This window comes from Paenibacillus sp. Marseille-P2973 (assembly GCF_018101095.1).
GTDB lineage: Bacteria > Bacillota > Bacilli > Paenibacillales > Paenibacillaceae > Fontibacillus > Fontibacillus vini.
Genome location: NZ_JAGQEH010000012.1, coordinates 85,883 through 97,897, shown reverse-complemented (window position 1 = coordinate 97,897; position 12,015 = coordinate 85,883). Strand labels below are relative to the sequence as shown.

11 protein-coding genes are annotated in these 12,015 nt (G+C 51.2%); 5 read left to right on the top strand and 6 right to left on the bottom strand.

Going from position 1 to position 12,015, the window contains the following annotated elements; all coding sequences use genetic code 11:
• Positions 1-100: 100 nt before the first annotated feature.
• The gene (locus KB559_RS19930) at positions 101-358 is read right to left on the bottom strand and encodes a YqkE family protein (RefSeq protein ID WP_211024323.1); all 258 of its coding nucleotides are present in this window, start codon (positions 356-358) and stop codon (positions 101-103) included.
• A gap of 191 nt (positions 359-549) precedes the next feature.
• Here KB559_RS19930 and KB559_RS19925 point away from each other — a divergent pair, with 191 nt between their 5' ends.
• Positions 550-1,119 (top strand): type II toxin-antitoxin system PemK/MazF family toxin, encoded by a 570-nt coding sequence (locus tag KB559_RS19925; RefSeq protein ID WP_211024322.1) that lies wholly within the window; start codon positions 550-552, stop codon positions 1,117-1,119.
• 284 nt (positions 1,120-1,403) lie between these two features.
• Here the strand turns inward: KB559_RS19925 and KB559_RS19920 are convergent, their stop codons facing one another.
• Entirely contained in the window at positions 1,404-1,973 is a 570-nt protein-coding gene (locus KB559_RS19920) for a TetR/AcrR family transcriptional regulator (RefSeq protein WP_211024320.1), read from the bottom strand.
• On the bottom strand, positions 1,951-2,721 hold the full coding sequence (locus KB559_RS19915; protein ID WP_211024317.1) for an MBL fold metallo-hydrolase: 771 nt from the start codon (positions 2,719-2,721) through the stop codon (positions 1,951-1,953). The genes KB559_RS19920 and KB559_RS19915 overlap by 23 nt, the downstream gene beginning before the upstream one ends.
• Positions 2,722-2,893: 172 nt before the next feature.
• On the opposite strand from KB559_RS19915, the gene KB559_RS19910 reads away from it, so the two are divergent.
• On the top strand, positions 2,894-3,526 hold the full coding sequence (locus tag KB559_RS19910; RefSeq protein WP_211024315.1) for a LysE family transporter: 633 nt from the start codon (positions 2,894-2,896) through the stop codon (positions 3,524-3,526).
• On the opposite strand, the gene KB559_RS19905 is transcribed toward KB559_RS19910, so the two are convergent.
• A complete protein-coding gene (locus KB559_RS19905) occupies positions 3,523-4,905 on the bottom strand; it encodes an amino acid permease (protein WP_247681966.1) in 1,383 nt (460 codons plus the stop codon). The two genes, KB559_RS19910 and KB559_RS19905, sit on opposite strands and share 4 nt — an antisense overlap.
• Before the next feature lie 230 nt (positions 4,906-5,135).
• Here KB559_RS19905 and KB559_RS19900 point away from each other — a divergent pair, with 230 nt between their 5' ends.
• On the top strand, positions 5,136-6,752 hold the full coding sequence (locus tag KB559_RS19900; protein ID WP_348772941.1) for a GGDEF domain-containing protein: 1,617 nt from the start codon (positions 5,136-5,138) through the stop codon (positions 6,750-6,752).
• 75 nt (positions 6,753-6,827) lie between these two features.
• On the opposite strand, the gene KB559_RS19895 is transcribed toward KB559_RS19900, so the two are convergent.
• Positions 6,828-9,062 (bottom strand): MMPL family transporter, encoded by a 2,235-nt coding sequence (locus KB559_RS19895; protein ID WP_211024311.1) that lies wholly within the window; start codon positions 9,060-9,062, stop codon positions 6,828-6,830.
• 351 nt (positions 9,063-9,413) lie between these two features.
• On the opposite strand from KB559_RS19895, the gene KB559_RS19890 reads away from it, so the two are divergent.
• Both KB559_RS19890 and KB559_RS19885 read left to right on the top strand, forming a co-directional pair.
• On the top strand, positions 9,414-10,031 hold the full coding sequence (locus KB559_RS19890; RefSeq protein WP_211024309.1) for a TetR/AcrR family transcriptional regulator: 618 nt from the start codon (positions 9,414-9,416) through the stop codon (positions 10,029-10,031).
• 38 nt (positions 10,032-10,069) lie between these two features.
• Complete coding sequence (locus tag KB559_RS19885; RefSeq protein WP_211024307.1) at positions 10,070-10,372, top strand: hypothetical protein; 303 nt, start codon at positions 10,070-10,072, stop codon at positions 10,370-10,372.
• 107 nt (positions 10,373-10,479) lie between these two features.
• Here the strand turns inward: KB559_RS19885 and KB559_RS19880 are convergent, their stop codons facing one another.
• Positions 10,480-11,916, bottom strand: a complete 1,437-nt coding sequence (locus tag KB559_RS19880; protein ID WP_211024305.1) for a SulP family inorganic anion transporter — start codon at positions 11,914-11,916, stop codon at positions 10,480-10,482.
• Between the last annotated feature and the right edge of the window lie 99 nt (positions 11,917-12,015).

Below are 12,015 nucleotides of genomic sequence, written 5' to 3'. Positions count from 1 at the left end.
GATTTTCTAGTTCCTCATTCTATAGGTTAGCGCTTACAATCAAGCCGCAAAAAAACCGGGAACTCCGAAGCTGCGGCCCCGGTCACTCCCGGCTGTTCTTCTATTTGAATTTATGCCAATCCATCTTGCTCGTATTCAGCAGATGCTCAAAATCGTTATCCAGTCTCTTTTGCTCCGCCTTGCGCGCCTCATCGGCTCTGACGCGTGCCTCTTCCTTCCGCTGCTCCTCTTCCTTCTTGAGTTCTGCAGCCTGTTCCTTAAGTTTGGCAAGCGTATCCTTGCCGAGCAGATCCTTCAATGTAGCCGGTTTATCCTCCGCTTTAGCAGCGTGGGCAGGGTTGGATTTTCTTTTGGCCATATCTCGTTCACCTCGATTTCAAGCCTAAATTATCACGAGGAAAAAATGTTGTCAACTCGCAACCAGAACGATTCGAGATAGGCGGGAGAACGTTATTTTAATAAAAATACGTAAATTTTGTTTTATCTCTATGTAAATACGTGTAATTCAAAGGTATAAATGTTTACTACTGCCAGCTTGGAGGAGAGCTCATGAATAAAGATCGGGAACAGGTTGAACGTGGCCAGGCACCGGAGAACCGCACGCGAAACAAACGGATAGAGTACGCGAAGCAGCAAAAAACACAGCAAATCAACAATTGGCTCCCGCTCAAAATCGAGATGGCCCATTATTGGATCGAGCATGAAAAGACTCAAATGAAGCGTAATATGACTCGCGGAGCCGTTCATTTCTGCCATTTCGGCGAAAATATCGGATGCGAGCAAAATGAGGAGCGTCCCGTAGTCATCGTCTCGAACAATACGGTGAACTCTACCTCCGGTAATGTGCTCGTCGTTCCGCTTACCAAAAACTTAAAGATCCGCACAGTTCCAAAAACGGGACAGGCGGTTCTGACTAAGGACGGCAAACCGATTCCCCGGTTTCAAAGCCATTATTTTCTTTTTAAAAGCAAATATGATTTTCTCGCTTTCGATTCCGCAGCTAAAACGGAAGAGACCACTTCCGTCAGCAAAGTCCGGCTGAAAGAGCATTTGGGGAACCTGGATGAAGAGGATATCAACCGTCTGGAAAACCGGCTCAAATGGTCCTTCGGCATTTGAGGTTGACAATACTTTAACGACGAGGTAGTATAGTAGCAAAGATATGATTCGTTAAATACTACGTCATCCACCCCGTCGTGGATAAACTCACACGTGCCCGCGTGTTATTGAGTCTAAGAGGAGCCTTGTGCTCCTTTTTCCATTCATTGAACCCTATCTACTATAACTATAACGATATGTCGCCCACCCCGGTCGTGGGCAAATTCACCCCGCTGGGAATCCCGGCGGGGTTTACTGTTGTGCCTTGATTCCTCTTTGTTACCAATTACCCGCTGCACGGATTCTTAACCAGTTCTCCGCCGCAATCCTTTCAAAATAAGGCTCAAATTAAAATCCAGGCTGTCTTTCACATCCAGAGGCAAACCGAAGCCTCCTTGTCCTTCCAGGGAGGCGAAGCCGTGGAATAGGCTGCGGAGCCCCCTCACCGTATGCAGCGCTTCTTCCTCCGAAAGATCATAATCTCCGAGAAGACCCACGATAAGATCTACAATCCTGCCGCTGGCCTCCCCGATTTCCCGGTCACCGGGGTCCGGGGCAAGCTGGACAATCTCGTATAATCCGGGATGCTCCCTGACAAAAGCAAGATAAGCGTCCGCAAAGGAACGGATGGCTTCCTCTCCCCGCTTGCCTTCACCGGAAGCCACAATCGAGTCGTGCAGCTGTTGAAGCGCATAGGCCGCCACCATTTTCCGCAAATCGTCCATGCCGCTGACATGGTTGTATAGCGAAGGAGGCCGTATCCCCAAATACTGCGCCACGGAGGAAACCGTCACGGCTTCCGCTCCCTTGCCATCCGCGATTTCAACAGCAGCCCGAAGTACGGCTCCGGTATCAATTCCTGCTCTTGGCGACATAGCTCTCTTCCCCCTCTCCCTTAACTTGAGAGGGAGTAACCCTCAGCTTTCGTTCGGCTTGTTCGATTGCCTTTGCCAGCGCGCCGGCAGGATTTTCGATCATCGTGCCGTGGCCTGCCGCAAGCAGCGACGGCTTTAAGGCTGCCAGCTTTATGGCGCTGTCGAGGGCTGTCTCGGCATTCCAGGTGGCCATGGCCGGAAACGGAAACAACGGCCGTATGATCCCGCTGACAGCGATTCCGCCCCGGGTTTGGAAGGCGTCGCCCACCACCAAGGCGCCGTCACGAGTGTCCAGCAGCGATATCGAGCCCGGCGTATGCCCCGGCGAAGCCACCACCTGCAGGGAGCCGACCCGATCCCCGTCCGCCAAGAGTATATCGGCGCGGGTTGCTACCTTCTTCGGAACTCCACCGCGGATTGGGGTTTGCGGTTCGGATGGATCCAGCGTCACGTCCCCTTCGAGCAAACGCGCATCCCGAGCCGAAATATATACCGGAATATCCGGATATTTCGCCTTTATTGCATCCAGTGCCCCTACATGATCATCATGGGCATGGGTAAGCACAATCCGCGTCAGCGGCTTGCCGGCCGTCTTGACGGCGGCCTGTATGATCCCCTCCGCACTGTACGGCAGTGCGGCATCTATAAGCGTAACGCCATCCTCCTCTTCCACCAGATAACAATTGACCGGGAAAATCCGTGGCAAGAACGAAACTTGAATAAGCCGATTTTTTCGAATGATTCTCATATGGATTAATCATCCTCTCCAACAAACTAAATGTATTAGTTAAATAATAAACTAATGATATTAGTTTTACAAGTCCTTTTTTTAGTCGTACAAGCGGACTTTTGCGAATAGGATGGTACAAGTAGTTATGCCACGGATTACATTCCATTATCATTCCTTGGGGGTATGTCGTTTGAACAGTATGCTAGGCTTTGTATTTCTCGGTTTGTCCCTTTCCGCGCCGATCGGTCCGGTAAACGCGGCCCAGCTGGACAAGGGTATCCGGGGCGGATTTCTGCCCGCCTGGCTAGTAGGTCTTGGCGCCATCGCGGCCGATATCATCTATATGCTCCTGGTGTATTTCGGAGTCATTCACTTTTTGAATACCCCGTTCATGAAATCCTTTCTGTGGCTGTTCGGCTTTTTCATTCTCACGTATACCGGAATCGACAGTCTTAAACAGGCAGGCAAACTCAGCTTAAGCGAAATGAGAGGCCGCGAGCCGCTAATGAAGTCGTTTATGTCCGGTTTCATGATGTCCTTGTCCAATCCGCTATCCATTTTGTTCTGGCTCGGGATTTACGGTTCTGTCCTGGCCCAAACCGCAGCCGCGTCAAATGCCAGGGATCTGGTCATTAACAGCTGTGCTATCATCGCCGGGGTCCTGCTTTGGGATGTGACGATGGCCGGATTCGCGAGCATATTCCGAAAAATTCTAACCGACCGCGTCATTCGAACCATCTCCGTTTTGTCAGGGCTTTCCTTAATCGGATTCGGGTTGTACTTCGGTTACGAAGCCATTCTGCTGCTATTGGAACGCCTCTAGTCAAGCCGCGGCCTGCGAATTAGTACTGCTTTGCGGCGGCGTTTGGCACCCAACTTCCGCTTCTTCCATACTCCGAACTGCAGGATTAGAGTGACCCCGCCGATCACGCCGATAAACGCCAGGCTGCCCCAAAACCCGGGGCGGCTTGTTCCGTGGGTAAGCGTCCCCGACACAGCGAGTAGTATAAGCACCATACCTGCATAGCGTTTGACTTGTCCGAACACGCTCAATTCCAGCAGCTTGCCTGAAGTAAGCAAAATAAACAGCCAGTTATACAACAAAAGCAGGCCCGCCGCTGTCGTAATGTATTCATAAATCCGGCCCGGCATAGCCAGGGAGAGGATGATGGAAGCGGCTAAGCCGGCGGCCGTCAACCCGATTGCGTACATAGGACGCTTCTTCAACGCCTTCTTGGCGAACAATGGAGGGGCGTCTTTATCCTCCGCCAATGTTACCAGCATCGTTGTCACTGCATACAGGGAGGCCACCATCGTAGAGAAGCCGGCGATAATCAGCACGGCATTGAACAAATGCGGAATAAACGGCATATGAACGCCGTCCAATGCCGTGATAAACGGGCTTTTCTTAGGCACAATGGATTTCCACGATATCAAAGTCACAACGAGTCCAATCGACAAGACGTAAACGACTGTCAGGAGCAGCAGCATAATTTTCCCGGCTTTCGGAGCCTCCTCCGGTTTCTTTAGCCGGAACGCCATCATTCCCATTACCTCAATTCCGCCAAATGCATAGAAAGCGAAAATCAAGCCGGCCCATAGTCCCATCGCCCCGGTGGGGAAAATCTGCCCTATCGTCCGTGGAAAAGACTTCGCTTCTCCGCCGGGGATCCATCCAAAAAGTGCGGCGCCCGCAATTCCGAGAAACATTAAAATCGCTGCGATCTTGATGACCGAGAGCACATTTTCAACAGAATCGAATCCTTTGTTCCCAATAAAAATAACGAGCAGTCCGAGCAAGGCATATCCGGTCGCAAAAACCCACATCGGCACTCCGGGAAACCAGAATCGCGAAAAAAGCGACAATGCCGTAAGCTGGCTGCCCATAATGAGAAGTTCAGAGGACCAGTATACCCAGCCGCTGCTGAATCCGGCCCATCTCCCGAACGCCTGCTTGGCGTAAGAACGGAATGATCCTTTCTCCGGGCGTTTGGCCGTCATGCGTGCCAATGCTTCAAAGACGGTATAGGTCCCAAGAGCAGCAAGCACAAAGGCTATAAGAATCGAGGGTCCGGCCATAGTTATTCCGATTCCCGAACCCAAGAAATACCCCGTTCCAATCGTCGATGCCACACCCAGCAGGGAAAGCTGCCACCATTTCAAATTTCCGCCGCTCTGTTCCTTCTCTTGCCTCCCGCCCAAGATTAACTCCTCCTCGCTCTAATTGCTACAACTCATAATGAGATCCATTTAAATTAGGATGCTTGAACTTATTGAAAGTATTCAGCAAACCAATAACACTTTATGTTAGGTATAACCACCAGGCGATCAACTTCCGATAAACGTGTTATATGCATCGTAACCGCTAGGTTAAAATACATACTGCATAACAGAATTACGGAGGTTTCATGATTAAACTGCGCACTTTTCTAATGATAGCTTTTTCAGTGTTCATCATCCTTCTCGTCACCATATTAAGTATCATTATGGGCCGACATTCCTCGCGCCAAATCGAAGGCGAAATCGGACATTCCTTATCGGGTATCGCTTTTCAAATGTCCGACAAACTGGATCATTTCATGTGGGCCCGCTCCGGGGAAATCGAACTGGTTACCACCCTGGATACATTGAAACAGCCCGAAAGACCGGAAGAAATCCGGCATTTGCTTGAACAGCTGAGAACAAGTTTCCCTTCCTTTTCATGGATCGGTTATCTGGATGACAAAGGCAACGTGGTAGCTTCAACAGATAAAATTCTGGAGGGAAAGAACATTGCGGAGCGCCCGGTTTTCAAAGAAGGCATTAAGGGAGAGTTCATCGGAGACGTCCACGAGGCGGTCTTGCTCTCCAAGCTGCTCCCGAATCCCAGCGGAGAGCCTCTGCAATTCGTCGATATCAGCACGCCCGTAAAAGGTGCGGACGGCCAACCGATTGGCGTACTGGCCGCCCACCTGAGCTGGGAATGGTCCAAGGAAGTACAGCGGACGATTCTGGCTCCCCAGTTGGAACACTTTCGCGGTCTCGAACTATTCATCGTCAGCAAATCAGACAATACCGTTCTCCTCGGACCGGAGGAGATGGTAGGACAGCCGCTGCCTCTGGACAGCGTGAAGCAAGCGCAAGAGGGTCGTAACGGCTGGGACCTGATTACATGGCCTGACGGGAAGCGCTATCTCACCGGCTATTCATACGGGAATGGTTATCTCGATTATGAGGGATTGGGCTGGACCGTACTTGTCCGCCAACCGGAAGCTGTCGCGCTGGCCCCCTTGAAGGATCTCAAAAATTATTTCATTATTGCCGGAGCCATTGCCACGATTTTCTTCGCTTTCCTCGGCTCATTGCTGGCGGAGCGGATTTCAAGACCGATCCGGGGATTGACGGAGGCGGCGGATCAATTGAGGGCGGGAGATGACATAAATATTCCGGAGTACCGGACTTTCCATGATATTTACAGCCTGTCGACGTCCTTGCGCAGTCTGGTAGATTCTTTAAGCAAGACCGAATCAGCGCTTGGAAATATGAAGACTCTTGCACACAGCGACCAGCTTACCGGTCTTCCAAACCGGGTCGCTCTTGAAAGATACCTCGAAGACACATTACCGGGCATGGATCCCGCCAAAGGCAAGCTTGCCTTTATGTATATCGATCTGGACGGATTTAAAGCCGTCAATGATTCACTGGGACATCAGTCCGGCGATTTGCTGCTGCAAAAGGTTGCTCAGCGGTTGGACTCCAATAGGCAGCCCGGGGGACTTACTGTCCGTCTGGGAGGAGACGAATTCCTGTTCATCTCACCGGCTTCCCCGTCCATTGAAGAAGCCCGAACCGAAACGGAACGCCTAGCCAACGAACTGATTGCCCAGTTAAACCAACCTTTCGTTATCGAGCTGCAGATGGTGACGATCGGGTGCAGTATCGGGGCCGCCTTTTATCCGGATCACGGCGCGCATCCCAACCAGATTATTCAGGCGGCAGACGACTGCCTCTACCTTTCGAAGCAGGCCGGGAAAAACCGCGTGACGTTTGCCGAAACGCCGCCGGAATAAAACAAAAAAGAGAGGCCGTCACCGACTTTCTGAAGTGGTGACGGCCTCTCTTTTTTAATTATGAATCAGTTTCCCCTATACATTCAAATGTTCTTTCATTGTTGTCTCCTCGTGGTCTATCGCACCGCGTCCCGGCCAAAATGCCCACTTACCGAGAAGCATCGTAATGGATGGCACCAGGAACGGACGAACAACGAACGTATCCAGCAGCACCCCGATGGCCGTAATGATGCCGAACTGCACGAGAACCTGTATCGGAAGCGTCGCAAGAACGGCAAAGGTCCCCGCTAGAATTAGGCCGGCCGAAGTGATAACGCCGCCGGTTTCCGTTACTCCTTCCCGGATAGCATCCTTTAACGGCATCGTTTTGCGCTTCTTCCAAATGCTTGAGACAAGGAAGATATTGTAGTCCTCTCCCAACGCAACCAGGAACACAAAAGCATACAGTGGAATCAATCCCTGAATAGCGTCGGCCCCCATAATATCATGAACGAAGATCCAACCCAGACCTAGCGCCGAGAAATAGGACAGCACGACCGTCAAAATCAGGTAAATGGTAGCCACGACAGACCGAAGGTATACGAGAAGCAGGATGGCTATCAGCCCGATGACGATCGGAATGATGACCTTGGCATCCCGGTTATTGGTCATTTCAGTATCGTACTGGGTTGCGGGCTGCCCGCTGATCCAGGTTTTCGCTTCCGGGGCGCTGATGCCTGCGTCCGCGAGAGCCTTCTCGGCCGCTTCCCGCAGGTCCGGAATATGATTGACCGCTTCCATCGAATAAGGATTAATGTTGAACTCGACATCCACGGCGGATATATTCGGGTTGTTCTTCCCTGCGGTGGGTTCTGAAACCTTGCTCACATAAGGGAGTTCCTCAAATGTTTTCTGCAGCGGAATATCCTGCCGTTCCGTATCCACCATAATCTTCACAGGTGCCAATTCTCCGGGCGTGAATTTCTCGCCGATCACGGCAAACCCTTCACGAGAAGGTGAATCTTCGGGGAAAGATGACAGCAAATCCACGGTATACTGAATTCGGAACGAATTGACGGCAGCAGCCCCCAGAAAAACCAAAGTCACGATCACGACCAGCCAAGGCCGCTTTGTAACAATAACTCCGATTCGTCCGCCGACCTTGTTTTTCTTTTTCGTTTTGACAGCCGTAGTTTTGCCTTTTGCCCGTTTGTGCTCCGTTTCCATCTCCGGGGTCCGGGGAACGAAGGGATAAAAGGAGGTTCGGCCCAGAATCGCAAGTATCGCCGGCACTAGCGTCAGACTGGCGATCGCCATAATGAGAATCGACAAACTGAATGGAACCGCAAACCGGTGAACCGCCCCATATTTGGCCAGAAGCAATACAAGCAGCGCGATAACCACGGTAAATCCGCTCATCGCAATAGCCCCGGACGAATCCTTAAGCGCCCCGAACAACGCTTTGGACTTATCCTTTTCAATGGTGAGCAATTGACGGAACCGCGAAATCAGGAACAGACAGTAATCCGTACCCGCCCCGAACAAAAGCACCGTCATGATTGAAATAGCCTGTGAGTCCACCGTGATCCAGCCCAGCTCCGCCATTTTGCCCAGAATCGGACTGGCCGCCCCATAGGCGAATCCTACGGCAATCAAAGGAATGATCGCCAGCAGCGGCGAACGGTAAATCAAGAGCAGCAGAATCAGCACCAGCAAAACCGTTGCGATCATCAGCGAAACGTCCGCATTGGAGAACAGGCCGACGGCATCGATCGAAATGCCCGCAGGGCCTGACACGCGGGCGGACAGTTCTCCCTTGTTCAGGTCAGCCGCAAATGGGTCCGCGCCAAACAGCGTTTCAGCTTGCTTCCTGATTTCTTCGGTTCCTTGCTTCATCGTATCGGAATCCGCCGTTTTCTCGAAGAAGAAAGGCAGTACAAAAGCCGCTCCATCCTCCGAAGCCTGCTGCTGCAACACCGGCAGCGGCAGTTTATCGAACGGAGGCAGCGCCCCCTGACCGGTTACCGGATGCTCCGCGAAATAGGCGGTTAATTTTTGAATTCCGCCGTAATCCTCTTCGGTTAATCCTCCCTCTCGGTTCCAAACGATCAGCGCCGGAATTCCGCTTTCTGCCGGAAACTCCGTCTCGGCAACCAGCCCGGCTTTTACCGAAGGCTTACCTGAATCCAGGTTGGCCGCATTGTTTTTTTCCATCTGATTAACACCGGGCCACACCGCACTCAACACACCAACGATGATGACCCAAACCGCAAGCGTAATCCACTTCGTTCTTTTTCCCGCGACCCATCGGCCCATTTGCTTTAACAGCATCCCAGGTTCCCCTCCATCTTCATTCTAAGAAAATATATGTTAGTGATATTCATCATAATAATTATATATACCGGAAGGTTAATTATCAATCAGGTAACCCGTCCCTTTGTTGCCATGAATTCGCTTATGGTGCGTGTTCAAAAAGTCAGGTTTTCAGGACCAAGAAGGTTGGATGAAGCTAGGGACTGAGTAGCGGAGCGTACAGAAGGTACGTGAGCAACGGAAGGCCCGGCTGAATTCAAGATTCGACGTCGAATCCTCATCATGATCTGCTTCGTCATGGAAAGATGACTTTTTTAACAACCTCTTATGGTATAATGATTCGACAGAACTAGGTGTTGAGGTGATATAATGAGCACCCCGAACAAGCGGCCTTTGGGACGCCCGGTTCAGCAGCAGGACGGGTTGCCGATGTCAGTGCATATTTTGCAGACCGCCTCCAGATTGTTTATGGAAAAGGGCTTCGAGTCCGTCTCCATGAACCTGGTCGCTGAACAATGCGGTGTTACCAAAGCCACAATTTACTATTATTATCCGGGCAAAACGGACCTGTTCGTCGCTTCTATTGCGAAGACATTATCCGTAGTGAATGATCGGATTCGCGGAATCCTCAGCCAATCGGGTTCTTTTCGTAGCCGGCTGATCAAGATCACGGAGAACTATTTAAGGATTCCCCAGGTTCATATGAACGATATGTTCGATAAAGTGAAGCAGCATTTAACCGAAGAGCAGCAGCAAACGCTGATTCGATATGAGAACGGATTGTACGAAGCGCTTAAGGAAGGCTTTGACGCAGCGGTACAGAACGGGGAAATTGCTTGCGAGGATACGATGATGGCTGCTCATATTTATGTCTCGATGCTGCGGGTCGGCGAGCGGCAATATGACCGGAACCAGGTGTTGTTTCCGTCGGAGCGGGAAGCGGCGGAGTCGATCGTCGCTTTTTTGTGGAGAGGCATTCATGTGTAGCAGGTTGTAGAACTGCGGACGGAAAGGAAGAAACGGACATGGCATTCGGAATCGACAGAAACGAGTTAAACGCATGGAAGGAAGCCGTGTCCCGGGGGGAAATCGCGTATTTGACCCACTACTGGCTGGACCCCCGATTCCCTGGAACCAAGACGGTAACCAAGGTCGGTTGCTCCGACCTGGACCGTCTGACCGCTTGGTGCGAAAATCACGGGCTGAGCCCCAAATATATTCATCTCCGCCCTCCTTTTCCTCATTTTGATCTCCTGGGACCCAAGCAACGGGAAATTTTAGTGCAGGAGCAGCAATGGGACCAGTTGAAGCGGTTCCGGATGCTCTAGGCGGTATCGGCAGCTTCATCCGCCAAATCCATAGTTACAACTCAAAAACCTCCTTAAACAGCTGTTTGCGTGCTGCTCTAAGGAGGTTTTTTTCTGAGTGTCTTATTCTAAGATAATCCCATCCGCTCGACGAGACGCGTGCTTTCCTCATTCAACCCGGTAATAACTACTTCTTTATTCACCTGCCGGTATTTGAAGATGACTTTCGAAATCGCGTTTGCCGCGGAATGATCCCATACATGAGACTTGGAAAAGTCGATTACGATCTTCTCGGGATCGTTGGCCGGATCGAACTCGCTCAAGAAATTCGTGACAGTTCCGAAGAACATCTGTCCTGATACGCGATAAGTTCTAACCTCATCGGCTTCTTCATGCATAATGCGGATTCTGGCTATTTTCCAAGCGAACACCAGCGCGCTCAACAGTACGCCGATTCCAACACCGATGGACAGGTTACTCGTAGCCACTACGGTAACTACCGTTACGATCATAACCAGGGCATCGGACTTCGGAATTTTATGCAGCGACCGGAGGGAATCCCATTCAAACGTTCCGATACATACCATAAACATAACTCCGACCAAAGCGGCCATAGGAATTTGTTTGACGACTCCGCCCAGCACAATGATAAGGAAGAGCAAACCGACACCGGAAACCAGTGTCGACAGCCGGGTGCGGCCGCCGGATTTCATATTGACCATCGATTGGCCGATCATGGCGCAGCCCGCCATTCCGCCGAAAAACCCGGTCACGATATTGGCCAAGCCTTGCCCTTTCATCTCCCGATTCTTATCGCTGGTCGTGTTGGTGATATCGTCGATAAGCGTCGCCGTCATCAAGGATTCCAGTAAACCTACTACCGCCAGGGATAAAGAAACCGGAAAAATCGTCTTCAGCATATCCCAGGACAAAACGACGTCAGGCAAGTGGAAGACCGGCAAAGAGCTCGTAATCGCCCCCATATCGCCGACCGTTTTGACATCCAGATGCAGCGAAATGCTCAGAATCGAAACGATGATGATAGCAACGAGGGCCGAGGGCACTGCCTTGGTGAAGCGGGGAATTATATAAATGATCGCCAGCGTAAGCGCGACGAGACCGTACATCAGCCATCCCTGGCCAGAAAAATGACTTAATTGCGCCATGAAAATCAGAATGGCCAAAGCATTGACGAAGCCGGTCATGACCGAGTGCGGCAGAAAGCTGATCCATTTTCCGAGTTTAAGCTGGCCCATCACGATTTGTAATATACCGGCCAAGATCGTCGCCACGAATAAATACTCGATCCCATGATCCCTGACCAGGCCGCCCATCAGCAAAGCCATGGCTCCCGTAGCCGCCGAGATCATACCCGGACGTCCTCCCGCAAAAGAAATTACGACAGCGATGCAAAACGAGGCATAAAGGCCGACCATCGGGCTCACCCCGGCCAGGATGGAAAAGGCTATCGCTTCGGGAATCAGCGCAAAGGCCACCGTCAGGCCGGACAACACGTCGGTTCGCGTATTCGAGAACCAGCCTGCGGAGTTATTTAGTTTTAACAATGAAGTATTCCTCCTTCTAATCAATCCATGGATATCTATCAGTAAAACAGGTCCGGTGCAACGCTCACGGTCTTGATTATATGAAAAAAGGCCTGATGA

Excerpts from the sequence above, each read along its gene's own strand:
- KB559_RS19885 (WP_211024307.1), top strand. The coding sequence starts at position 10,070 with ATGGCATTCGGAATCGACAGAAACGAGTTAAACGCATGGAAGGAAGCC.
- KB559_RS19900 (WP_348772941.1), top strand. The coding sequence starts at position 5,136 with ATGATAGCTTTTTCAGTGTTCATCATCCTTCTCGTCACCATATTAAGT.
- KB559_RS19890 (WP_211024309.1), top strand. The coding sequence starts at position 9,414 with ATGAGCACCCCGAACAAGCGGCCTTTGGGACGCCCGGTTCAGCAGCAG.
- KB559_RS19930 (WP_211024323.1), bottom strand. The coding sequence starts at position 358 with ATGGCCAAAAGAAAATCCAACCCTGCCCACGCTGCTAAAGCGGAGGAT.
- KB559_RS19920 (WP_211024320.1), bottom strand. The coding sequence starts at position 1,973 with ATGTCGCCAAGAGCAGGAATTGATACCGGAGCCGTACTTCGGGCTGCT.
- KB559_RS19915 (WP_211024317.1), bottom strand. The coding sequence starts at position 2,721 with ATGAGAATCATTCGAAAAAATCGGCTTATTCAAGTTTCGTTCTTGCCA.
- KB559_RS19925 (WP_211024322.1), top strand. The coding sequence starts at position 550 with ATGAATAAAGATCGGGAACAGGTTGAACGTGGCCAGGCACCGGAGAAC.
- KB559_RS19895 (WP_211024311.1), bottom strand. The coding sequence starts at position 9,062 with ATGCTGTTAAAGCAAATGGGCCGATGGGTCGCGGGAAAAAGAACGAAG.